The organism is Cytobacillus sp. BC1816 (assembly GCF_051353635.1).
In the GTDB taxonomy this organism is placed as follows: Bacteria; Bacillota; Bacilli; order Bacillales; family Cytobacillaceae; genus Cytobacillus; species Cytobacillus oceanisediminis_C.
The window spans coordinates 4,348,306-4,371,251 of sequence record NZ_CP195611.1 but is presented as its reverse complement, the minus strand read 5'-3'; the positions used below and the strand labels follow the sequence as shown (position 1 = coordinate 4,371,251).

The 22,946-nt window shown below is 42.4% G+C and carries 21 protein-coding genes; 16 read left to right on the top strand and 5 right to left on the bottom strand.

Translation table 11 applies throughout. The features are described 5' to 3' along the window. Nucleotides 1–28: 28 nt before the first annotated feature. Nucleotides 29–541 carry a DUF84 family protein gene (locus tag ACR42H_RS22150; RefSeq protein WP_113882553.1) on the top strand — a complete coding sequence of 171 codons (513 nt, stop codon included), beginning with the start codon at nucleotides 29–31 and terminating at the stop codon, nucleotides 539–541. A 22-nt stretch (nucleotides 542–563) separates the two neighbouring features. On the opposite strand, the gene ACR42H_RS22145 is transcribed toward ACR42H_RS22150, so the two are convergent. After that, complete coding sequence (locus ACR42H_RS22145; protein ID WP_009333344.1) at nucleotides 564–1,010, bottom strand: YtoQ family protein; 447 nt, start codon at nucleotides 1,008–1,010, stop codon at nucleotides 564–566. A gap of 162 nt (nucleotides 1,011–1,172) precedes the next feature. On the opposite strand from ACR42H_RS22145, the gene ACR42H_RS22140 reads away from it, so the two are divergent. The 8 genes from ACR42H_RS22140 to murC all read left to right on the top strand — a co-directional run bounded on the left by ACR42H_RS22140 (nucleotide 1,173) and on the right by murC (nucleotide 11,096). After that, nucleotides 1,173–1,685, top strand: coding sequence for a hypothetical protein (locus ACR42H_RS22140; RefSeq protein WP_113882554.1), 513 nt, complete (start codon nucleotides 1,173–1,175; stop codon nucleotides 1,683–1,685). Nucleotides 1,686–1,863: 178 nt separating this feature from the next. Then, nucleotides 1,864–2,886, top strand: coding sequence for a PTS transporter subunit IIC (locus ACR42H_RS22135; protein WP_113882555.1), 1,023 nt, complete (start codon nucleotides 1,864–1,866; stop codon nucleotides 2,884–2,886). After that, nucleotides 2,883–3,200 carry a thioredoxin family protein gene (locus tag ACR42H_RS22130; RefSeq protein WP_243856048.1) on the top strand — a complete coding sequence of 106 codons (318 nt, stop codon included), beginning with the start codon at nucleotides 2,883–2,885 and terminating at the stop codon, nucleotides 3,198–3,200. The genes ACR42H_RS22135 and ACR42H_RS22130 overlap by 4 nt, the downstream gene beginning before the upstream one ends. A 188-nt stretch (nucleotides 3,201–3,388) precedes the next feature. Continuing rightward, a complete protein-coding gene (locus ACR42H_RS22125) occupies nucleotides 3,389–4,189 on the top strand; it encodes a DUF1444 domain-containing protein (RefSeq protein ID WP_436373272.1) in 801 nt (266 codons plus the stop codon). A 335-nt stretch (nucleotides 4,190–4,524) separates the two neighbouring features. Then, complete coding sequence (locus ACR42H_RS22120; RefSeq protein ID WP_436373270.1) at nucleotides 4,525–7,644, top strand: DNA translocase FtsK; 3,120 nt, start codon at nucleotides 4,525–4,527, stop codon at nucleotides 7,642–7,644. Between the two features lie 166 nt (nucleotides 7,645–7,810). Beyond that, entirely contained in the window at nucleotides 7,811–8,908 is a 1,098-nt protein-coding gene (locus ACR42H_RS22115) for a nicotinate phosphoribosyltransferase (protein ID WP_113882559.1), read from the top strand. Nucleotides 8,909–8,945: 37 nt separating this feature from the next. Further along, a complete protein-coding gene (locus ACR42H_RS22110; RefSeq protein WP_113882560.1) occupies nucleotides 8,946–9,599 on the top strand; it encodes a hypothetical protein in 654 nt (217 codons plus the stop codon). A 201-nt stretch (nucleotides 9,600–9,800) separates the two neighbouring features. Then, entirely contained in the window at nucleotides 9,801–11,096 is a 1,296-nt protein-coding gene (gene murC, locus ACR42H_RS22105; RefSeq protein WP_113882561.1) for a UDP-N-acetylmuramate--L-alanine ligase, read from the top strand. Between the two features lie 127 nt (nucleotides 11,097–11,223). Here the strand turns inward: murC and ACR42H_RS22100 are convergent, their stop codons facing one another. Further along, a complete protein-coding gene (locus ACR42H_RS22100; RefSeq protein WP_113882562.1) occupies nucleotides 11,224–12,339 on the bottom strand; it encodes an aminopeptidase in 1,116 nt (371 codons plus the stop codon). A gap of 227 nt (nucleotides 12,340–12,566) precedes the next feature. Between ACR42H_RS22100 and ACR42H_RS22095 the strand changes: the two genes are divergently transcribed. The 3 genes from ACR42H_RS22095 to ytxJ all read left to right on the top strand — a co-directional run bounded on the left by ACR42H_RS22095 (nucleotide 12,567) and on the right by ytxJ (nucleotide 14,005). After that, on the top strand, nucleotides 12,567–13,052 hold the full coding sequence (locus ACR42H_RS22095; protein WP_113882563.1) for a DUF948 domain-containing protein: 486 nt from the start codon (nucleotides 12,567–12,569) through the stop codon (nucleotides 13,050–13,052). 21 nt (nucleotides 13,053–13,073) lie between these two features. Continuing rightward, entirely contained in the window at nucleotides 13,074–13,577 is a 504-nt protein-coding gene (locus ACR42H_RS22090) for a YtxH domain-containing protein (protein ID WP_113882564.1), read from the top strand. Between the two features lie 98 nt (nucleotides 13,578–13,675). Then, complete coding sequence (ytxJ, locus tag ACR42H_RS22085) at nucleotides 13,676–14,005, top strand: bacillithiol system redox-active protein YtxJ (protein WP_113882565.1); 330 nt, start codon at nucleotides 13,676–13,678, stop codon at nucleotides 14,003–14,005. Nucleotides 14,006–14,498: 493 nt separating this feature from the next. Here the strand turns inward: ytxJ and pilM are convergent, their stop codons facing one another. Further along, nucleotides 14,499–16,676, bottom strand: coding sequence for a pilus assembly protein PilM (pilM, locus tag ACR42H_RS22080; RefSeq protein WP_436373266.1), 2,178 nt, complete (start codon nucleotides 16,674–16,676; stop codon nucleotides 14,499–14,501). A 279-nt stretch (nucleotides 16,677–16,955) separates the two neighbouring features. On the opposite strand from pilM, the gene ACR42H_RS22075 reads away from it, so the two are divergent. The 4 genes from ACR42H_RS22075 (at nucleotide 16,956) to motS (ending at nucleotide 20,971) form a co-directional block, all read left to right on the top strand. After that, entirely contained in the window at nucleotides 16,956–18,032 is a 1,077-nt protein-coding gene (locus ACR42H_RS22075) for a bifunctional 3-deoxy-7-phosphoheptulonate synthase/chorismate mutase (RefSeq protein WP_113882851.1), read from the top strand. Between the two features lie 251 nt (nucleotides 18,033–18,283). After that, entirely contained in the window at nucleotides 18,284–19,282 is a 999-nt protein-coding gene (gene ccpA, locus ACR42H_RS22070; protein ID WP_113882567.1) for a catabolite control protein A, read from the top strand. A 143-nt stretch (nucleotides 19,283–19,425) separates the two neighbouring features. Further along, on the top strand, nucleotides 19,426–20,244 hold the full coding sequence (gene motP / locus ACR42H_RS22065; RefSeq protein ID WP_113882568.1) for a flagellar motor protein MotP: 819 nt from the start codon (nucleotides 19,426–19,428) through the stop codon (nucleotides 20,242–20,244). Continuing rightward, entirely contained in the window at nucleotides 20,234–20,971 is a 738-nt protein-coding gene (gene motS / locus ACR42H_RS22060) for a flagellar motor protein MotS (RefSeq protein WP_436373263.1), read from the top strand. Before motP ends, motS begins: the two co-directional genes overlap by 11 nt. Before the next feature lie 84 nt (nucleotides 20,972–21,055). Here motS and ACR42H_RS22055 read toward each other — a convergent pair whose 3' ends face one another. Both ACR42H_RS22055 and ACR42H_RS22050 read right to left on the bottom strand, forming a co-directional pair. Beyond that, a complete protein-coding gene (locus ACR42H_RS22055) occupies nucleotides 21,056–22,228 on the bottom strand; it encodes an acetoin utilization protein AcuC (RefSeq protein WP_113882570.1) in 1,173 nt (390 codons plus the stop codon). After that, complete coding sequence (locus ACR42H_RS22050; RefSeq protein WP_436373260.1) at nucleotides 22,225–22,872, bottom strand: acetoin utilization AcuB family protein; 648 nt, start codon at nucleotides 22,870–22,872, stop codon at nucleotides 22,225–22,227. The genes ACR42H_RS22055 and ACR42H_RS22050 overlap by 4 nt, the downstream gene beginning before the upstream one ends. Nucleotides 22,873–22,946: the final 74 nt, after the last annotated feature.

Genomic DNA, 22,946 nt, shown 5'->3' with positions numbered 1-22,946 from the left:
TTTTTCCTGTAATAAGAAAGGAGCTCTCATGAAAGTCATCATTGGTTCAAAAAATCCCGCAAAGATTTTGGCAGTACAAACTGCTTTTAGCCATTATGAAGCTGTTATTATGTCCGAAGATGTGCCCTCAGGAGTGAACGACCAGCCATTCTCGGATGAAGAAACCATAAAAGGGGCCATCAACAGAGCATATGGATCACTCCAAGCATCCCGCGGACAAATTGGTATTGGCCTCGAGGGCGGTGTGCAAAAAACAGAATACGGGCTATTTCTCTGTAATTGGGGGGCTCTGGCGGAAAAAGGGCAGCCTCCGATTATTGCTGGCGGAGCCAGGATTCCTCTACCTGATGGGGTTGCAGCCCGGCTTTTGGCTGGCGAAGAACTTGGCCCTGTAATGGATGATTACGCAAAAAAAGAAAATGTCCGCAAAAATGAAGGAGCTGTTGGGATTTTTACAAATGGGCAAATTAATCGTGCTGACATGTTCTCACATGTCATGAAGCTTCTTATTGGACAATATGAATATAGAAAAAGGGGCTAGCATAGTGCTAACCCCCTTTTTTCTATTCGGTTTCGAAGATGTACGACAAAACTTTCAAGGCCTGGTTGACCGTTTCAACTGTAACATTTGCTTTACTTGACAGCTCCTTTAAAGGGTGATGAAGCTCATTGGGACGGATGAGGATCAGCGGTTTTCCAAGTGCAGCAGCAGCACTTGCGTCCATGGCAGTGTTCCATTGTTTATACTTTTCACCAAACAAAGCAATCACCAGATCTGATTTTTGCATAAGAAGCTGTGTTCTTAAGTTATTGATGCTTGAAGCGGCTTCATCGCGGAAGATTGCATCCGGCTGCTTCCCGAGAATTTCCTCTCCGATCATATCAGAACGGTCATGGTTTTCCATAGGGCCTGTAAAATGAACAGGCAGCTGAAGTGATTTAGCTTTCTCCTTTAATTCATTGCGCCAATTGGAATGTATTTCACCTGCTAAATAGACGGTTATTTCCATTCTATTTCCTCCTTTATGCAATATTCTTATATTTTAACATTTCTTCTAAGAAGTAACGCAGTGAAAAGGCTCTCAATCCTTATATGAAGGGTTGTCAGACTATTAAGAAGAAATGTATGATAGGGAAGAATATGAGATTCCATGCAAGGAGGGGACTTTATTATGTATAAAAGATTCACCGCAGCCTTGCTCTTATTAATTTCATTTATACTGCTCAGTGCCTGTTCAGCATCCTTGGAAGAAGAGCAAGCTGCCGCAAAGAATGCTGCAGAGGAAGCATTTAACCTATCACCTGAAAAGACAAATCATGAGTTTGAAGATATAGAATATTATTTGCCTTTCGGCTACGAAGTAGAAGAGGAAAGTCCAAATAACATCATTTTAAAAAATGGCTCCAAACGGTATATCCTTTTTTACAACCAGCACGAAGGTCCGGACAGCAAGGTTGTATATGATGCTACCATAAAGCAAAAAGATGAATATGAAGTTAAAGAGACGTATACAAAAGATGGACATAATGGCTTCCTGTTAATCAACAGCGGGAAAAAAGACGAGCATGAATTGGTAGTCGGAATTGGCGGAGTAAAATTATCTACGCAGGCTGGGACCAGAAATTTATCCTCAGAGGCCGCTGCAATGATGGAGATTGCTAATTCTGTCCAGGTGAAGAACTAAAGCGAAGGGCAATGTCCTTCGTTTTTGTTTTGCATTTTTTTAAAAGAATTTATTTTTAATAAATTATGATAGAAAACCCCTATTATAAAGAACAATAAGAATACAAAAGATTTTATATTACAAGTGTCTTTACATGTGTTATCTTATAGTTGCAGAACTTTTACATAGGGGGAAAATAATGAGAGCCTTTCTGAATAGAAAAGGGGTAACCCTTTCACCTAAAGTATATTTTATAGATGCACTGAGCAGCATGGCCCTTGGATTATTCGCTTCGCTGATCATTGGGCTAATTATTAAGACAATTGGACAACAGACAGATTTCAAATATCTGCAGGATATGGGCACTCTGGCTATGGGGCTTATGGGACCTGCAATTGGTGTTGCAGTTGCGTACGGACTTAATGCGCCGCCTCTGGTTATCTTTTCTGCTATTGCCAGCGGGGCTGCCGGCGCGGCACTTGGCGGTCCGGCAGGGAGTTTCGCGGCTGCCCTTATTTCCACAGAGCTTGGAAAACTGGTCAGTAAGGAAACAAAGGTTGATATCATTGTAACACCGCTGGTTACAATTATGGCAGGTTATATCGTTTCAACATTAATTGGCCCTGGGATCGATTATGGAATGAAGAGCTTTGGCAGCCTGATCATGTGGGGGACAGAGCAAAGGCCAATCATCATGGGCATCATTGTGGCGATATTAATGGGCCTTGCCTTGACGGCTCCCATTTCTTCAGCCGCCATTGCGCTTATGCTTGATCTGCACGGAGTTGCAGCAGGAGCTGCCACGATTGGCTGTGCAGCACAAATGGTCGGATTCGCAGTGAGCAGCTTCAGGGAAAATAAAATGGGCGGATTAGTAGCGATTGGAATAGGAACATCCATGCTGCAGGTAGCTAACATTATTAAAAATCCGCGTATTCTTATTCCTCCTACCCTTGCAGGTGCGGTCCTGGCACCCTTCGGAACGACCGTCTGGCTAATGGAGAACAATGCTGCAGGAGCAGGCATGGGAACAAGCGGGCTGGTTGGCCAGATAATGACTTTTACAACGATGGGCTTTGGTTCAGATGTTTGGATGAAGGTCATTATATTGCATTTTATTGGACCGGCGCTTATCAGCCTGATATTATCTGAATATATGAGGAAAAAAGGCTGGATCCAATTTGGAGACATGCATATCAGCACAGGGGGCGAAAAAAAGTGAAAAAACTGGAATCAGCAGAGCAATTTAATGAGATGCGCAGCAATGGGAAACATATTTTCATGTTTTCAGCTGACTGGTGTCCGGATTGCCGGGTTATTGACCCGGTATTGCCTGAAATTGAAGCAAAATATAAGGAATACACTTTTATTTATGTAGATCGCGATCAATTCATTGATCTTTGCATTGAGCTTGATGTCTTTGGGATCCCAAGCTTTATTGGATTCAGGGATGGCCAGGAACTTGGCCGCTTTGTCAGCAAAGACCGCAAAACCCAGGAAGAAATTGAAAACTTTATTGAAACTCTTGAACAATAAGCCTGCGTACATTTAGTGTTCAAATTTTTACTTAGATTACTGTCTAGCTCCAGCTCCTGCCCTCTCAAGGTGTCGGGGGTGGGAAAGGAGCTTCGGCTTTTAGGCCCTCCTGCATCTCTTTTGAGCAGGAGGGTTTATTAGTGTAAAATGATAGTCGGAAATCAATCCCCATAAGGAGGGGCTTATATATGAAAATGGATAGCAAAAAGATGAAAAATGAATTGGAGCAGCGCTTAGCAAAAGAAAACCGGACTTTCTCTTTTGACAGGGAAAAAGATCAGCTCAGAATCGAAAATAAGGACACTGGAAAAGGAATTACTATCTCTCTTCCGGGCATTATTGCTAAATGGCAGGAGCAAAAGGAAAAAGCGATTGACGAAGTCGTTTATTATGTGGAGGAAGGCCTGGAAGCAATGGTGGAGGATGCCCATTTGTCGGGACATGAAAAAAATATTTTTCCTGTCATCCGATCAACCTCATTTCCAGTTGAGTCACAGGAAGGCATTCCTTTTTTGACGGATGAACATACGGCTGAAACACGAATTTACTATGCGCTCGATCTCGGAAATACGTATCGCCTCATTGATGCAAAGCTTATGGAAAAAGAGGGCTGGGATCCGGAAAGAATTAGAGAAACGGCTCTTTTCAACGTAAGATCCCTGTCGACAGATATGAAATCGGATACTGTTGCAGGCAATACTTTCTATTTCTTAAACAAAAATGATGGATATGATGCAAGCAGAATACTGAATGATTCCTTTATTAAAGAAATGGACAGGAAAGCAGAAGGATCCATGGCTGTTGCCGTTCCGCATCAAGACGTATTGATCATTGCTGATATAAAAAATGAAACAGGCTATGACGTTCTCGCCCAAATGACTATGAGTTTCTTTGCGAGCGGCAGAGTGCCGATTACTTCCCTGTCATTCCTATATGAGAATGGAGAGTTTGAACCAATATTTATTTTGGGTAAGAATAAAAAGAAGTAGGTTTTTAGGGTCACAGCAATGTGGTCCTTTTTTTGTTTAACGCACTGATTCTTCCTGAAAACAAGGCAATAAACCTCCAGGAGTCATTACCGAATGATTTATATAGATCAGTTATTTTATATGAATGTTAAACAGTTCCTTGTAAATCTCTACTTATGAACCTTTAATCACCCGCCTGAGTCGAAAGTATGTCTGTAGCCTTTAGTTTGTTTGTAAATTTACCCATTCTGTCTTTATAAGGACTCATTCTCGGATTTCTTATTCAAAATCTGTGAATAACTGCTAAAATAATATAGAAAGTCTAACAAAGTTTTTAATAGAAAGAGTTGATATAAATGAGCTGGATTAAAAAGCTATTCCATGTGTTTAAAAGTGATGAGGAAGAATATGAGGAATTTGAAGAACATGCAGATGAGCCTAACTATGAAAAGCAGCCGACTTCTAAAAGAACAAAAGAAAGTTCAAGAGACATAGATGCTAAAGTAGTCTATCAATACCCTAAAGGCCAATTCCGTTTTCCGGTCATACCTGACCATGAAGCAGAACGGGGGAATAAGAGGCAGCAAAGACAGGATCATAATCGACAGGATCATAATCGTGGGAAGCCTGTAAATAAAACTGAAAAACGGAAATCCAGGGCAGGAGAAACGGAATGGCAGAAAAAGCCTGTGGATACTCCAATCCATGAAAAAAGGTCTCCTCGTTCCGCAGATAGGGAGCGGCAAAGGAAGTCTGCGCCAGCACCTGCCAGTGAAGAAAAAATTCTGACCCGTAATGAAAGAGAGGCTGCGAGCAAGAAAAGGCCTTTCCAGCCAACAGAAATTCCATCTCCGATATATGGATTTAAGAGACCACGGCCAAATGCCCAGAAAGATAATTCAGATAACGGGGAACAGGAATATAACCACAGGGAACTTACATACGATGAGGTTATGCGCAAAATTCAGCAGACTCCTCCCAATCGGCCGAAGGTAACCGATCCTGTTTCGGTTGAAGAAAGAGAAACTGTCATTTCCGATAAACAGAAAGCTTTCCAGGCACAGGCTTCTGCATTGGAAACAGAGGAACCTGCAGCAAAAAGATACAAAATAGGTGAAGCGTCTGAATTAATGTTTGAAGTACCTGAAGATTACCAAAAAACAGAGCAGCATGAAGAAGCACATCCTGCCTGGCAAGATCATAAGGAACCTGCCATACAGCTTGGATCTTCCAGGCCAGACGATGAATTTCCCAGCAGTGAGGATCGCATAGGTCATAAAAAAGAATCGGAAATCAGCAGATCGCTCGCAAACTTGATTGAAGAGGCTCTGCACGAAGAAGAAGAAGAAAAAGAAGAAAAAGAAGAATACACAGCAGAACTCTCAGGAAAGAGCGAATTGAGATCTGATGCGATCCTTGAGATTGAAGCTGAAGAGGATGCAGAAAAAAATGAATTCCATAACGATTTAGGGATTGATGCTAAAAGTGACTCGGAAAAGTTTATCCATATAAACTTAGAAGAAGGAAACTCACAAGCAGAAGGACCGGAGACGCCTGATAAAGCTGAATTAAGTTCTGATCCTGAAGATAACGGGGAAATAACAGGCTCGTTCTCTTCTCAGGCTGAGCTGATTTCTGATACAAACAGGGCTGAAGATGCAGAGGAAAAACAGACTGCAGATATAAATGAATACCTAGAAACGGAAACAAAGTCTGCTGCTACAACCCCGCAGCAGGAAGAAAATGTCCAGGAAGAGAAGAATTCTTCATCAAGAGGGTCAATTCCATTTAATGTCATCATGCTGAATAATGACAGAAAAAAACTGAATCAGCAGGATAAGATGGCAAGACCGTCAGATGAAAAAAAAAATAATATCGCTATGTTTCCGCCAGAAAATATCCAGCAGTCTGCTGCTGCAGCAGAAAAGATCGAGGATCATCCACCGGAGAACCATTTGCCTATGGAAGAACCTGCAGAGCAGTCGCCGCCTGCTTCAGAAATGGACCGATTTGAAGATAAACAGACATATCAGGATGACGAAGAAATTTTTTATTACCATTTCCCTTCCCAGACATTGCTGACATCGCCAGTAATCATGGAGGAAGCTTCCGATTGGCTTTACGAACAGGAACAGATGTTAAACTCTACACTGCAAAATTTCAATGTCAGGGCGAGGGTGGTTAATGTTACTCAAGGACCTTCTGTAACAAGGTTTGAAGTACAGCCTGAACCAGGTGTCAAGGTGAATAAAATCACGAACCTCTCAGATGATATAAAGCTGAGTCTGGCAGCAAGGGATATTCGGATCGAAGCGCCAATACCAGGAAAGCATACAATCGGCATTGAGGTTCCAAACCAGAAAAGCCGTCCGGTATTTATTAGTGAGATCATCAGCACCCCGGAGTTCCAGACTGGCCAATCCCCATTAACGGCTGTGCTGGGGCTTGATATCTCAGGGAAGCCGATTGTGACGGATTTACGGAAAATGCCTCATGGTTTGATTGCCGGTGCAACGGGGTCGGGGAAAAGCGTCTGTATTAACACGATCCTGGTAAGCCTGCTGTATAAGGCGAGTCCCGATGAATTGAAGCTTCTTCTGATCGACCCAAAAATGGTCGAACTTGCACCATATAATCGAATTCCACATTTGGTCAGCCCGGTTATTACCGATGTAAAAGCAGCAACGGCAGCCTTGAAGTGGGCTGTCGAGGAGATGGAACGCAGATATGAGTTGTTTGCCCATGCAGGTGTGAGAGATATAATCCGTTTTAATGAGCTGGCAGAAGAGCATCAGCAATATTCAGAGAAGCTGCCATTTATGGTCATTGTGATTGATGAGCTGGCTGACTTAATGATGATGTCGCCGGCCGATGTGGAAGAAGCCATTTGCCGGATTGCACAAAAAGCCCGTGCCTGCGGAATTCATCTGATTATCGCAACCCAGCGTCCTTCCGTGGATGTTATTACCGGTTTAATCAAGGCGAATGTGCCTACAAGAATTGCATTCTCTGTGTCATCCCAAATCGATTCAAGAACAATCATTGATATTAGCGGAGCTGAAAAATTGCTTGGCCGGGGAGATATGCTTTTCCTTGAAAACGGCTCCTCAAAGCCAGTGAGGCTGCAGGGGACATTTGTTTCAGATAAAGAAATTGATGATGTGGTTGCTCATGTACGGAGGGAACGCGATCCTGACTATTTATTTGAGCAGGAAGAACTTCTGAAAAAAGCTCATGCAATAGAAGAAGAGGATGAGTTATTTTTTGAAGCATGCGAGTTTGTTGTTGATCAGGGAGCAGCTTCCACTTCAAGCCTGCAAAGAAGATTTAAAATAGGCTATAATAGGGCAGCCAGGCTGATTGATTTGATGGAAAAACAAGGGTTCATTTCTGAAAATAGAGGCAGCAAGCCAAGGGATGTCCTCATTACAGAAGCTGATCTTGAATCTATACAAGAGACTAGTACATTAAATTAATCCATGGTATTCTTTATTTGCATGTTTAAAATAATATGAATAACAACTACGATAAACGAAGAAAGCATTCTTAAGCTGGCGGGCTGCCGGCATAGAGGCCTGCTCCTTGCAAACACAAGTCAGCAGGCGCACCTGCTTTCTTTAATGTTTCTAAGGAGCTTTAGGGATGAAGGAAATTGAAATGAAGGTTAAAGGAGAAATCAAACGTCTGACAAACCAGACTTTTAAATTCGATGAACGTGTAAGAGATGGCTGGTTTTCAGCGGTTTACTTCCTTAAGACAAGAGAAATTGTTAAGAAATTTCACGAGGATAAAATCGTAACCATGCAGTTTTTCCAAAAAAATCATGCCGTTCTATGCGGTACGGATGAAGTCATTGCGCTGCTAAAAACATTTGCGGACCGCCCGGATGATCTGGAAATCCATTCATTAAAAGACGGTGACAAGATTTCACCCTTTGAGACAGTTTTAACCATAACAGGAAGATATCAGGATTTCGGATATCTCGAAGGAATAATTGACGGCATATTGGCCAGAAGAACTTCAGTTGCTACGAATGTCTATAATGTGGTGAAAGCAGCAGGTGTTTCTGGTGTTCAAAAGCAGGTCATCTTCATGGGGGACCGGGATGATCATTATATCACCCAGGCAGGAGATGGCTATGCAGCCTTTATTGGGGGTGCAACAGCCCAGGCCACGCATGCCATGAATGAATGGTGGGGCAAAAAAGGCATGGGAACAATGCCGCATGCATTGATCCAAATGTTCGAGGGAGATATCGTTGCATCTACTAAGGCTTATCAGGAGACGTTTCCTGAAGACGATTTAGTAGCTCTGGTAGACTACAACAATGATGCCATCACCGATTCCCTGAAAGTGGCAAGAGCCTTTGGCAAAGAGCTTAAAGGTGTCCGGGTTGACACATCAAGAACCATGATTGATCAATATTTCTTAAGAAATCAGCATTTGCTGGGAACGTTTGACCCGCGCGGGGTCAATGCAGAACTGATTTTTGCTTTAAGAAAAGCACTGGATGATGAAGGGTTCCAACATGTGAAGATTGTGGTGAGCGGCGGTTTTACTGAATCCCGAATCCGTGAATTTGAAGAACAGGGTGTTCCTGTTGATACCTATGGAATTGGAAGCAGCCTGCTGAAGATCACCACAGGATTCACTGGAGACAATGTAATGATTGACGGTAAGCATGCAGCTAAGGCAGGACGCCGTTATCGTCCAAACCCCCGCCTTGAAAAGGTTGATTAACAGAACGCTATTTACAAGAAAGTAAGGAGCATCCTAAATGGATATGGACGGCTCAATTCTGGATTTACATTCTTTCCGTAAAGCTAAACAGGTTCAGGGAGAGAATAATGCTCTGCGTTTATACACATTAAGCAAGGATTATACGGAACGGACGGCTAATATCAGAGAGAAAGTCCGGGCAAAGCATTTATTTCGGAAAACGCTCGGTCTTGCTCCTGAAGCGGCTTTTTCGCCTATTCAGCAGGAAGTTTTTCAGGATTGGTTTCTCTTTGATTATAAAACCATTCAAGGCTCAACTATGTTTAGTCTGTTCTTAAAGAACAATTACAGGCAGCTTTCAGAGTCAGATCTCATTCAGGGGGCTCTCTTTTTAACATCAGTCATGGAACCCATCCGGATTTTAGATGTAAGTCAAGAGAAAATCTCCGCCTCTGGTGTGGAAGATAACACTTCTTTCCTCTTAAGTCAGCACGGGGTGTTCCAGCCGGACCTGTCAATAGGGTGGTATTTTATTAGAAGAATACCAATCCAGATGTATGATCTTCCTATTGGACCATTTATTTCTATTCAAAGTAATGAGGCGGTTAACCGTTTAACGAGAGCCTTTTCGAAGTCAAAATTAAAGGTTCCTGACCTTACGTGGAGAGCCTTCCTGAAATCTAATGTTTTATTTTTTATTTCTGGGGAATAAATAGCTGGCAATACGTTACATAGTTTTTAGAATCGATTAATGATATAATGATTCAATACATTAAAGTGTAAGTAAATAAAAGTGACAGCGGAAAAGCTTAGCAGCACAGTCATGGAAGCATGTCTTCTTAGGGGATATGCGCAAAACTAGATATATGTCATATACTGTTTTACAGATATACGATGGTTGGAGGTTCTTTATATGACTATTTACCATTTCGTAGGTATTAAGGGGTCTGGAATGAGTGCATTGGCACAAGTTCTGCATGATATGAATTATCAGGTTCAAGGCTCCGATTTTGAGAAACACTTTTTTACTCAGGTGGCACTTGAAAAATCCGGAATAAAGATCCTTCCCTTTCAAAAGGAAAACATACAGCCGGGCATGACGGTAATCGCCGGGAATGCATATCCGGACACACATGAAGAGATTGAGGAAGCAATGAAGCTTGGTTTGCCTGTTGTGCGTTATCATCGCTTTTTAGGTGATTTCATGAAGAATTTTACGAGCATTGCTGTGACGGGAGCTCATGGGAAAACATCCACTACAGGCTTGCTTGCGCACGTAATGCGAGGCGCAAAACCAACTTCATTCCTTATTGGAGACGGTACGGGCAAAGGGGACAAGGAAGCGGAATATTTTGTTTTCGAAGCTTGTGAATACAGAAGGCATTTCCTTTCTTACTATCCTGATTATGCAATAATGACGAATATTGATTTTGACCACCCTGATTACTTTGCCAACATTGAAGATGTGTTTTCTGCTTTTCAGGAAATGTCATGGCAAGTGAATAAGGGGATTTTCGCATGCGGTGATGACGAGCAGCTGCAAAAAATCCAGGCAAAAGTGCCCGTGGTATTCTATGGTTTTGGAGAAGATAATGATTTTCAGGCACGCAATGTAGTTAAAACTACAGAAGGAACAACATTTGATGTATTTGTCCGCAACACCTTCTATGAGACTTTCTCTATCCCAGCTTATGGAGACCATAACGTGTTGAACTCTTTAGCTGTTATCGCTCTTTGTCATTATGAAGAGATCGATGCGAAGATTGTCCAGGAACAGCTTCTTTCCTTTGAAGGGGTGAAAAGAAGATTTTCCGAGAAGAAAGTGGGCTCTCAGGTAATTATTGATGACTATGCCCACCATCCGACAGAAATTAAGGCAACAGTAGAAGCTGCCAGACAAAAGTATCCTGAAAAGGATGTGGTTGCAGTTTTCCAGCCGCATACATTTACGAGAACCCAGGCCTTTCTTGATGATTTTGCATCAAGTCTTAATTTGGCTGACAAAGTTTATCTTTGCGAAATCTTTGGCTCTGCCCGTGAAAACCATGGAAAACTTACGATTGATGACTTAAAGGCCAAAATTCCCAATGCACAAATTCTAAATGAAGAAGAAACGGCTGTACTAAGGAATCATGAAGATAGCGTAATTATGTTTATGGGTGCCGGGGATATCCAAAAATTCCAGCAGGCATACGAAAACCAAATATAAAATCATAAAAAAGGATGCTCCGGTAAGGAAGCATCCTTTTCTATATGATTTTTGAATGTTGATACCTGTCCAGCTCCAGGCGCCGTCGGCTCATGGGTCAAGCCCGATGACACCTGAGGCTTTTTTATTACTTTAAATTCTCCGGATTTAATGCTTCAAGTTCACTAATGACAAATCGCCCGTCTTTACGGATTAATACCTCATCAAAGTAGATTTCACCCCCGCCATAGTCAGGGCGCTGGATGTTGACCATATCCCAATGAATATTGGATTTATTGCCATTATAGGCTTCGTCATAGCATTGTCCAGGTGTGAAGTGGAAGCTTCCGTCAATTTTTTCATCGAACAGAATGTCCTGCATCGGATGAAGAATGTATGGATTAACCCCGATAGCGAATTCACCAATATAGCGCGCACCCTCATCCGTATCAAAGATTTTATTGATGCGTTCGCTGTCATTGGCTTCCGCTTCAATAATTTTCCCGTCTTTGAATGTCAGTTTTACATTTTCAAATGTAAAACCATGGTACGGAGATGGAGTGTTATAGGTGATGACGCCGTTGACAGACTCACGTACAGGGGCAGTATAGACTTCTCCATCAGGGATATTCATTTGGCCTGAGCATTTGATTGCCGGAATATCCTTAATCGAGAAGGATAGATCTGTTCCAGGGCCAGTTATTCTGACTTTATCGGTTTTATTCATTAATTCCATAAGGCTGTCCATTGCTTTGTCCATTTTGCCGTAATCCAAATTGCAGACATCAAAATAGAAATCTTCAAATGCCTCTGTACTCATTTTAGCCAGCTGGGCCATGGAAGCATTAGGATAACGCAAAACCACCCATTTCGTTTTTGGCACGCGGATTTCTCTATGCACTTTTTGTCCGATGGTTGATCCATGGATCTTCATTTTATCATCCGGCACATCAGCCTGCTCGTTGATGTTCTCCCCGGAGCGCAGTCCTATGTATGCATCCATTTTGCTCATAACATTTGCTTCAAACTCAGCCATCATATTGAATTGCTCCTCCTGTGCCCCTAAAAGCAGGGAACGATCAACCTGATGATCTTTTAAGGAAACAAACGGGTATCCTCCAGCTGCATATGCTTCCTTAACCAGCGCGGTCACTAATTCCTTCTGCAGTCCGAAATTTTCAATAAGGACCTTCTCGCCTTTCTGAAGTCGGACTGAATAGTTAATTAAATTTTTTGCCAGTTTTGCAATACGGGGATCTTTCATCGATAAATACCTCCAGTAAATTTATTTTTCCGACAACTAATATTGTACCCGAAATGAAAGGTTTTGTTTAACCTTTTCCAATTGTGCTAAAATTTACTTTAACTGATGAAAATACCTGTTAGAGAAGGAATTTGGACTTCACAAGTGGAATCTATTAATGTACTCCTGGTTTAGAGGCAGTGCATCTGGGTAAAAAGTTAGTATACAGACAACCGGAGGTGTAAGAATTGGAAATTATTTTATACTTAAGTGTAGCAGTCATTGCTATAGCATTTCTTGTTTTGGTCATATATCTGGCGAAAACGTTAAAATCCTTACAAGGGACATTAGATAACGTATCACACACATTGGCAGGCCTTGAAAGGCAATTAGATGGTGTCACGAAGGAAACCACAGTCCTGCTGCATAAAACTAATTCACTGGCTACAGACATTCAGCAGAAATCTGAAAACCTGAACAGTGTCGTGACTGCGGTAAAAGAAGTTGGTGACTCCGTCCGCAAATTTAATGGATCTATTCAGAAAATCACATCTTCTGTAAACACACAGCTTGAACAGAATAAAGATAAAATCTCACAGGTGGTACAGTGGAGCAATGTTCTCCTTGAAATCAAGGATAAGTGGAAAATGAGAAAAGAAGACCCTTATCAGTACAACGTCAGCGAGAAACAGATGCTTCCGCCTGAACGCCAGAGAGAAAGATCAAGATACTAGATTTAAAGGAGGAAAAGGAGAATGAATAGCCAAGACCGTACTCAATTTGATTCAAATCAGGCCAAAACAGATGAAAATATCAATACGAAAGATTTCATGATTGGTGCCTTAATCGGAGGCATGGTTGGCGCAGCTACCGCTCTGTTCCTGGCTCCTAAATCAGGCAAAGAGCTTCAGAGCGATTTAAGCGAAAAGGCTGCCCTATTAAAAGAAAAGTCGGGACAGTACCGTGAAACAGCTATGACAAAAGGTACCGAACTGGCTAATGCTGCAAAAGAAAAAACAACTGTGCTGACCCAATCGGTGACAAAGCAATCCAATGAACTCGTTAATAAAGTAAAAAGCATGAAAGACGCTCAAAATGGACAAGCTGCTGCAAACGGGGGAGCTGAAGAAAATGGAGAGGCCATCTCTAACGAGACACTCCAGGCAGAAGGGAACGCACCAGTAAATGATGCGGAAATCCAAATGAAGCTGGAGGAGACGAAAAAGGCTTTTGACGAAACCGAGCAAAAGTATAATTAATTATAATTGTTTAAGCAACGGTGAAGTGGTACGATTACTTCACCGTTATTTAATTTAAAGAGCGAGGCTTTGCCTGGCTTAGTTGAGGAGGCAAGAAAATGAAAAAATTTGATAGCCATGAATCCTTTAATCAAGCAGTAGAATCGGGAGAACAGCTGCTGGTTTTAAAACACAGTTCCACTTGCCCGGTGAGCGGCGCAGCGTATGAAGAATACGAAAGCTTTGTAAAAGATCATCAAGATGTAAATGCTTATTACTTAGTTGTACAGGATGATCGTCCTTTGTCAAATCACATTGCAGAAGCTTTTCATATCAAACATGAGTCTCCTCAGGCCATACTATTTAATAATGGAGATGTTGCCTGGCATGCATCACATTGGAAGATTACATATGATTCCCTGGTGAATGCTGTTAAGGAAAACAGATAAAACCCATCCAATCGGATGGGTTTTTGCTATCAAACAAGAAAATATAAAGTTTTTACACCTCGATAACTGTCTAGCGCAAGCAGCCTGCCCCCCTCGAGGTCACAAGTTTGTCTAGTTGCGGCTCCCAGGGACTCGGGATCAAAGCCGTTCCCTTCCAAAAGGAAAAACGGCCTTCTTGCAGGAACCGTCTTATGCCTGAGGACCACAGGACAAGGAAGGCTTCGTCAGCATAAACATCGCACGACCGAAAGCGAGAGCTTTTGGGAGGATGCGGGTCATGCAGACGCTGCCACAGGACGGGCGCTCTTAGTCTGCGTTCCTTGAAAGGGCAGTCGCCTCAACATTTCGAGCAATCCTCCGAAAAAGGCAATGAACGCCTTTCCGGAAGGCTTAACCTGTGCTTGCCGGGGGTGAGCACCAGCGTAGAGCTTCCTTGGATGTTCTTCGCAGGAAAAAGCGTTTTTGGCTTGTTCCGAAGGCACTTCCGCTTTTCTTATATATACTTCACATTTGAATTTTTATTATTTATGGCAGGCCACACGATTTTGAGGTGATCACCAGGCTCTATAGGTTCATGAAAAGATGCCTTTTCCCCATTTTTCAAGAGAACGAAGCTTCCAGAAGATGCTGCAGGCATATCTATACTAACATGGCTGAAGATATCTTGGAAAATAAAGGGGGACCTTGGTTTTTTCACGATTGTTATCGCGTCTCCAGCATGGATCGCATCATCTTCGGTTAGGACAGCTCCTTCCCTCTGAAATTCAAGTATTCCTCTGGAAAGCTCTAATTTCTTACCGTTAAACATGACCGGGATCCTCTGATGTAGTTCCAGCTGCTTTATATCTGCTAATTCCTTTACTGATAATGTGCCTCTTTTTTCAATTCGCAGATTGTCACCATCGTCTACTATGCTATGATAATTCGCCTCAAGGCCGTTTTTAAAAAGCTTTCCGGTATGGCGAGGGAGAAATGTCTCCTTTTCATTAATGCTGATTCTAAAAGGCGTAAGCTCGTTTAATAAAAAGTTTAGGTTCAAGTTTCTTAAGACTTCTTCAAATGTGTCCGGAATTCTGCACTCCACCTTATCACGATCAGCAATGATTTGTTCAAGCGGGACAGCTTTTTCATTACAGGTAATAGCAGGCTGGATTGTGTACTGCTTTTCGTTAATAGTGATAGACTTTTCCGGAACCTCATCAATCAAATCTTTTATGCGGACTTCTGCAGGCAATCCGTCACGTCCTCTTGAAACAGTGATGATATCCCCTGATTTGATTTCTTCATCCAAAGCACTTGTAAGGCTGTTGCGTTTAATGACAGGAGCTTCTCCATGGCTTCCTGGAATCGTAACGCTTTGCCCATTTAGTTTGACTATCATGGCGAGTCCGGGTTTCCCGTAAAGCTTATTCATTTTAATGCCTGCTGCCAGGAGACAATCCCCAACTGTCAGGTTCTTGACCTCGAATAGCCTGACAGGCTGATCGTTGACGTAAACTGTACAATATTGGACCGGAGCTTTTTTAGCAGCGATGGCTATTCCTATTGGGGTGACAAGTTCAGGGCCTTTGTCTGTAAAATCCGGTAAATTAAGCCCGCTTATGGCGTCAATTCCCCTAATTGCAACTCTATTCGCCGGAAGGCCCAATCTTTGCGCTATCCTTTCAGGAAGTCCAGGTGTTAAGCTCCCGCCCCCTACCAGCATGACAGCTTTGGGCGGCCTATTATTCAGCTGCAGAATTTCATCGCAGATGGAATTTGTCAAACGTTCAAGCGCAGGAGAAATTTTTTCAATTGTCTCATCCCTGCTGACTTCTGTCTGAAAGCCGAGAATATCCTTGACAGTAATTGTATCCGATAAATGCAAATCTCTCTTTGCCTTTTCGGCTAAAGGAAAGTCCAGGAGAAGCTGGTCACTGATTGCCTCAGTTATCTCATCGCCTGCTACAGGCACCATTCCATAAGCTGTAACTGTGCCCATATCTGTAATGGCAATATCGGACGTTCCGGCACCGATATCAACAAGAGCAACATTCAGCCTTCTCATCGAAGGAGGGATTAGTACATTAATAGCTGCGATTGGCTCAAGTGTCAAAGCTTCCATTTCCAGGCCAGCCCTGTGAAGAGCTGAGATTAGTGATTCCACTACAACCTTGGGCAGGAAGGTAGCAATGATTTCAACGGATGCTTCATCCCCCTGCTGATCAATCAGACTGCCGATTTCTTCTCTATCAAGACGATAGTATAAAACGGAATATCCAACACAATAGTAATAATAGCTTTTTTCAGTTTCATGTTTTTCTGCAGCCATTGCTTGTGCCTGCTGAACTGCACTTAATTCAAGGTGAAGTATATCCTGCTTTTGCATCATCGGTTTTCCTTTAATACTGATAGCTGTTTCAGATCTTTCTGTTTTTAAAGCCCTGCCTGCCGCTGCAACGCACACCTTTTTTAATGGGCCGTGTTTTGCTTCCAGTTCATTCCTGATTTCTGCTATAATTTTTGATACAGCGAGTACATCATGGATCTGTCCGTCTAGCATGGCCCTTTCTGCATGCTCCTTAATCACGATGTCTTTCACATGAAATTGCCCGCCGTTTTCCTCGAGAATAATTCCAACCACCGTGCGGGTGCCGATATCCAGTGCAAAAAGCTTTTTCTGTTCGTCCAAAGCAGTACACCTTCTTTGTAAAATTGTCATAGAATGTTTAAATAATGCCCTGAAATCGCTTTATCACTTAAAAGCGTTTAATTAATAAAGAAATTTTTCGTGACATGTCTGAATAATTCATATATAATAACCCTAATTATAAAAAATGTATCACATATCCAGTGGCCGTAAAAGAGAAAGATGGAAATGTTTAACGGTGTTGCGCATTTAGAGGCGCGATATGTGCAAATCCTGAAACCAGCACGGCTTAAATTCAGATTCGAAAGGAAGGGACAGGAAATGAGCAATAAGGAGCTAGATAAACTTCGTGATCGAGTGGATGAGCTGAATCTCCAGCTTTTAGCTTTGATCAATGAAAGAGCAGAACTTGTTCAGGAAATCGGCAGAGTAAAGGAAACACAAGGGGTTTATCGTTATGATCCTGTCCGGGAACGCAAGATGCTGGACTTGATAAAAGAGCATAATGACGGTCCTTTTGAAAATTCAACAATTGAGCATATGTTCAAGGAAATTTTTAAAGCTGGTCTTGAACTTCAAAAAGATGATCATAGAAAGGCGCTTCTTGTTTCACGCAAAAAGAAGCCTGAAAATACGATTGTAGACCTAAAGGGTGAAAAAGTAGGGGACGGCAAACCTCATCTTGTTTTTGGCCCTTGTGCAGTTGAATCTTATGAGCAGGTGGCAACTGTTGCTGAAGCTGTTAAAGCAAAAGGACTTAAGCTCCTTCGCGGAGGCGCATATAAACCAAGAACATCGCCATATGATTTCCAGGGTCTTGGCCTTGAAGGTCTAAAAATCTTAAAAAGAGTGGCTGATGAATACGATCTGGCAGTTATTTCTGAAATCGTAAGCCCTAATGATATTGAAACGGCTGTAAATTATATTGATGTCATTCAAATCGGGGCAAGAAACATGCAAAACTTCGAGCTATTAAAAGCAGCGGGGGCTGTAAACAAACCGGTTCTTTTAAAGCGCGGGATTGCAGCTACAATTGAAGAATTCATCAATGCAGCGGAATATATCATGTCCCAGGGGAATGGACAGATCATCCTATGTGAGCGAGGAATCCGCACATACGAACGCGCTACACGCAATACACTGGACATTTCGGCTGTGCCTATTCTTAAGCAGGAAACACATTTGCCAGTACTGGTTGACGTTACCCATTCAACAGGCCGCAGAGATTTGCTTCTTCCAGCAGCAAAAGCAGCGCTGGCAATCGGCGCAGATGGTGTGATGGCAGAAGTTCATCCAGACCCGGCCGTTGCCCTATCAGATTCAGCGCAGCAAATGGACTTGAATCAATTTGATCAATTCATGGCTGAGCTTCAATCTTCAGCATTGCTGAAAGTATAGCTATATAAATATGGAGAGCCTTCTGCTAGTAGCAGGAGGTTCTTTTTTTACATTTAAAGTGCAAAATTAAGTTTTTTTCAAAAAAACAAGCCTTGACATTGCGGCAATTCCTGGACTGTCGTATGATTAAATACATAATTGTACATGTGTAACCACTCACAAATTAGGATAAAAAATGAGTAGGTTACGTCGTGTTGCTGTAAAATATAAAGTAATTGAAGTGACCGCTATTTAAAGAAGGAGTGTAAGTAATGAATGTAACAATATACGATGTGGCAAGAGAAGCGAATGTATCAATGGCAACGGTTTCTCGTGTTGTAAATGGAAACCCGAATGTTAAGCCTGCAACAAGAAAAAAAGTAATGGAAGTAATTGACCGGCTTGGATACCGCCCCAACGCGGTTGCAAGAGGATTGGCAAGCAAAAAAACGACTACGGTCGGTGTGATCATTCCCGATATTTCCAGCACCTTTTTTGCAGAACTGGCAAGGGGCATAGAGGATATTGCGACAATGTATAAATACAATATCATTCTCAGCAATTCCGACCAAAATATTGAAAAAGAACTGCACTTGCTCAATACTATGCTCGGGAAACAGGTGGATGGAATAGTCTTCATGGGCGGCAATATTACGTCCGAGCATGTTGAAGAGTTTGAAAAGTCACCTGTCCCGATTGTACTGGCAGGATCTATTGAAGAAACAGGCAAAATTCCATCTGTAAATATTAATTATGAACAGGCAGCATTTGATGTTACCAAGTCATTTATTGAAAAAGGCCATAAAAATGTTTCTATTGTGGTGGGACCCCTTCGCGAGCCGATTAATCAGGAAAAAAAGCTTGCAGGATATAAGCGGGCACTGGAAGAAGCTGAAGTTTCCTTCCGCGATGAATTGGTGGTTGAAGGAGACTATACGTACGATTCAGGTATAGAAGCTTTTGAAAAGCTGCTTGAGGCAGATCCGCGTCCAACAGCTATTTTTGCAGGATCTGATGAAATGGCATTGGGAATTGTCCACGGGGCGGAGGATAAAGGGTATAATATCCCGAAAGACTTTGAGGTCATCAGCTCTGACAATACCAGGCTGGCATTAATGGTCCGTCCACAGCTGACCTCAGTCGTACAGCCATTGTATGATATTGGTGCAGTTGCCATGAGATTGCTTACGAAACTTATGAATAAAGAATCAGTCGATGAGCAAATTGTTGTACTTCCTCACCGAATTGAAGAGCGAAGCTCAACAAAATAATGGACTTGCCGATATAAGAAGAAAGAGAAACGCCTTATTTAAAGGCGTTTCTTTCTGCCAAATTTTAAGCTATCGTACCTGTTTTCGGGGACATAAATAAACCATTACTAATGGCAATTCGCAATGGATCAGGGAGAGAGAGTATGAGAAAGGTTGATATTTTAACACCGGCAGGGTTAATGGTGGGGCTTGCTATGCTGATTTTTGGAATCATGTGGAATGGAGGAGCTGATGGTTTTTTATCCTTTGTTGACCCTTCTTCAATTCTTATTGTTTTGGGCGGTTTAATAGCCGGGCTGCTTGTGAGTTTTCCTTTAAAAGATATCAGGCATATGGGCACCGTTTTTAAGCAGGTTTTTTCCAGTGAAGAGCAAAGCGTTGGCGAGCTGATTGGAACTTTTGTCAAACTCTCTGAGCGTGCCCGGCGTGAAGGGCTGTTATCGCTTGAGGTTGAAATCGGGAAGGTGGAAGATCCTTTCATTCGAAAAGGCGTTTACCTGGCAGTGGATGGTATAGAGCCAGATGTCATTACTGACATTATGAATGCCGAAATTATGGCGATGGAAGAGAGACACAGAAAAGGGAGAAGCATTCTCGAAAGAGCCGGTGAGTACGCTCCGGCGTGGGGGATGATAGGGACCTTGATCGGATTGGTTCTGATGCTGAAAAATTTGAATGATCCTTCCACACTTGGGCCCAATATGGCTCTTGCCTTACTGACTACTTTATATGGCTCCCTGCTGGCAAATCTGGTTTTTCTGCCGATGGCAGCAAAGCTGGCTTTAAAGACAGAGAAGGAAGTTTTTTTGAAGCAGATTATTATTGAAGGGGTTATTGGTGTTCAATCCGGGCAGAATCCGAGAATATTGGAAGAAAAGCTGAGCGCCTTTTTATCCTCAGAAGAACGGAGAGATTTGGAGAAAGCTGTGAATGAGGGGGAGGCACTCGATTATGAAGCCTAGGAGAAGATCTCCGGAGCCTCAAAAAGGCTCTCCAAGATGGATGGTGACTTTCTCCGATCTCGTCACACTGATATTGGTATTTTTTATTCTGCTGTTTTCGATGTCCCAGATTGATTTAATGAAGTTTCAGGCATTATCCGATTCTTTCCGGGACAGACAAGTGCTGGATTTCCAGCCGTCCATCATTCCTGCAGAGAACCCGGAACAAAATGAAGAAATAAAAGAAAATGAAGATAGCGGGCAATCGGATGCGCTTGATGAGCTTCTGACGGAGATACAGTCTTTCTTGGATAAGAATGGATTAGAAAAAGTGATTGTGGCGAACAGGACGGAACGGGGGGTCGTTCTCGTTCTGCAGGAACAGGTTTTATTTGAATCTGGAGATGCAAGTCTGATAGACAGTTCATACTCTTTCCTGGATAAAGTAGGAACCCTTTTAGCAAACATGCCAAACCTTGTGAAGGTGGAGGGACATACTGATGACCGACCCATAACTACTTACAGATATCCGTCCAATTGGGAATTATCTGCAGCAAGGGCTAGTACTGTAATCAGATATTTAACAGAAAAGCATAATCTTGATAGTCATAGGTTTATGGCTATCGGCTACGGGGAAACCCGTCCTATCGTCCCTAATTCCGGACCGCAGAATTGGGAGAAAAACAGGCGTGTTGAAATCATTATTTCTGATCCGAAATTTAATGAAGATAACAATAATCATAATTGATAACAGGTCTGTCAATAGTCAGACCTGTTTATTTACATATGCAGAAATGAACAGCGGCCGGTAAAATGTTTCCGGCCGCTGTTCTTATAAAGATTCTGTCATTGTTCTGTTTCGGATCGGATAAAGAACTTTGTCAACTGTCCGGGCATTTTTTTCAGTTATTTCGCTCTTGCGGGGGATAGGCTTATATAAATCAGCAGGATCATCCCATTCCAGGGGAAGAGGCACAGGTGCGTGTTCTTTCCACTTGTTGATCCATTCCTCCGGTATATTGCCGTAACAATTAGAGTTTTCAGTCATTTCCAGCCATATCATGGCCCATGCCCGGGGAACAACCCTCCAAATATCATAACCCCCGCCGCCGACGGCAATCCATTTCCCATCACAATATTCATGGGCAATTTCATGGGCCAGTTTCGGAATTTCCCTATAAATCTTTATAGTAGATGACAAATGGGTAAGAGGATCAAGATAATGTGCATCAGCACCATTTTGCGTCAGAATCACATCAGGCTTGAAAAATTCTGCAACCTCCCGAAAAGCTGTACGGTATGCGTGAAGCCAGGAATCGTCTTCAGTAAATGCATCCACGGGAATATTAAAAGAGAATCCATATCCTTTCCCTTGTCCTCGTTCATTTACATTTCCGGTTCCGGGGAAAAGGTATCTGCCTGTTTCATGAATAGATAAGGTGCACACATCCGGGTCATCATAAAATGACCATTGGACACCATCCCCATGATGGGCATCTGTATCGACATAAAGAATACGGGCTTTATACTTTTCCTGAATATATTTTATGGCTACGGAGCTATCGTTGTAGATGCAAAATCCAGAAGCTTTCCCCCGAAAACCGTGATGAAGGCCGCCGCCAAGGTGAAGTGCGTGCTTAGCACGGCCGCTCATGACTGCATCGACGGCTGCCAGAGTGCCTCCTACTAAAAGAGAGCTTGCTTCGTGCATGTTTTGAAAAATAGGTGTGTCTTCTGTTCCAAGACCATAGTTTTCACAGATATCCTCTGGAAGATTTCCCCGGCCAGCGAGCTTGACAGCATTCACATAATTAGGATCATGAATCAAGTGAAGCTCTTCATCGGAAGCCTGGCGCGGAGGAATAATATGACAGTCTTCAATGGCATTGATGTTTTTGAGCAAATCGAGTGTCAGTTTCAGCCTTATCTGATTAAAAGGATGATTTTTGCTGAATTTGTAGTTCAGCAGGTCTTCCGAAAAAATAAATACTGAATCATGTATCATAGTGAAATCCCCGGCAGGCTGGGCCATAAAACATGATGGCCTGCTTTTTTCAAATCTTCTACTACAAGCGTAGGGTTCATTGTCTGTACCCTTATTACCAGTATTTTGTATTTATCATCCGTTTTGTTAGGGTAAACTAGGACACTCTGAATATTTGCTTTTCTTTTGCAGATGACTTCAGCGATTTCAAACAGCATGCCTGCCCTGTTTGGTACCTTTACTTCAATCTGCGAACCTGGCTGATGTGCTCCAGTCAATTGAACTAACGTATGAAGCAAATCGGTTTCTGTGACAATTCCGACCAGCTTATTATCGTTTAATATTGGCAGGCAGCCAATCCGCTGTTCATAAAAAACCGCAGCAATTTCCTCAGCGAAATCAAGAGGGTGTCCGGTAATGATATCTGTCTTCATAATCATTTTTAATGGTCTCTGCAGATCTTCCTTAAATAGTTCTGTATGAAAAATAGAAGGAGTGGCATCACGGATGTCCCTATCTGTTACAAGTCCCTGCAATCTGCCCGCTTCATCTGTTATAGGCAAATGCCGAATTCTTTTTTCGTTCATAATTCTTATGGCGTCGGCGATGGTGTCTTCTTTTGACAAGGCCGTGACATCCGTTTTCATAATTTCTTCAACAATCACTTTAAATGCCTCCTTATAAAATATATGGAGATACATCCATGCCGAAAAAATAGTCTGAATACAGGCATGAATTA

Excerpts from the sequence above, each read along its gene's own strand:
- motS (WP_436373263.1), top strand. The coding sequence starts at position 20,234 with ATGAAGCCTAGGAGAAGATCTCCGGAGCCTCAAAAAGGCTCTCCAAGA.
- ACR42H_RS22055 (WP_113882570.1), bottom strand. The coding sequence starts at position 22,228 with ATGATACATGATTCAGTATTTATTTTTTCGGAAGACCTGCTGAACTAC.
- motP (WP_113882568.1), top strand. The coding sequence starts at position 19,426 with ATGAGAAAGGTTGATATTTTAACACCGGCAGGGTTAATGGTGGGGCTT.
- ACR42H_RS22100 (WP_113882562.1), bottom strand. The coding sequence starts at position 12,339 with ATGAAAGATCCCCGTATTGCAAAACTGGCAAAAAATTTAATTAACTAT.
- ACR42H_RS22110 (WP_113882560.1), top strand. The coding sequence starts at position 8,946 with ATGGATATGGACGGCTCAATTCTGGATTTACATTCTTTCCGTAAAGCT.
- ACR42H_RS22140 (WP_113882554.1), top strand. The coding sequence starts at position 1,173 with ATGTATAAAAGATTCACCGCAGCCTTGCTCTTATTAATTTCATTTATA.
- ccpA (WP_113882567.1), top strand. The coding sequence starts at position 18,284 with ATGAATGTAACAATATACGATGTGGCAAGAGAAGCGAATGTATCAATG.
- ACR42H_RS22135 (WP_113882555.1), top strand. The coding sequence starts at position 1,864 with ATGAGAGCCTTTCTGAATAGAAAAGGGGTAACCCTTTCACCTAAAGTA.
- ACR42H_RS22145 (WP_009333344.1), bottom strand. The coding sequence starts at position 1,010 with ATGGAAATAACCGTCTATTTAGCAGGTGAAATACATTCCAATTGGCGC.
- ACR42H_RS22075 (WP_113882851.1), top strand. The coding sequence starts at position 16,956 with ATGAGCAATAAGGAGCTAGATAAACTTCGTGATCGAGTGGATGAGCTG.
- ACR42H_RS22120 (WP_436373270.1), top strand. The coding sequence starts at position 4,525 with ATGAGCTGGATTAAAAAGCTATTCCATGTGTTTAAAAGTGATGAGGAA.
- ACR42H_RS22125 (WP_436373272.1), top strand. The coding sequence starts at position 3,389 with ATGAAAATGGATAGCAAAAAGATGAAAAATGAATTGGAGCAGCGCTTA.
- ACR42H_RS22090 (WP_113882564.1), top strand. The coding sequence starts at position 13,074 with ATGAATAGCCAAGACCGTACTCAATTTGATTCAAATCAGGCCAAAACA.
- ACR42H_RS22150 (WP_113882553.1), top strand. The coding sequence starts at position 29 with ATGAAAGTCATCATTGGTTCAAAAAATCCCGCAAAGATTTTGGCAGTA.
- murC (WP_113882561.1), top strand. The coding sequence starts at position 9,801 with ATGACTATTTACCATTTCGTAGGTATTAAGGGGTCTGGAATGAGTGCA.
- ytxJ (WP_113882565.1), top strand. The coding sequence starts at position 13,676 with ATGAAAAAATTTGATAGCCATGAATCCTTTAATCAAGCAGTAGAATCG.
- ACR42H_RS22115 (WP_113882559.1), top strand. The coding sequence starts at position 7,811 with ATGAAGGAAATTGAAATGAAGGTTAAAGGAGAAATCAAACGTCTGACA.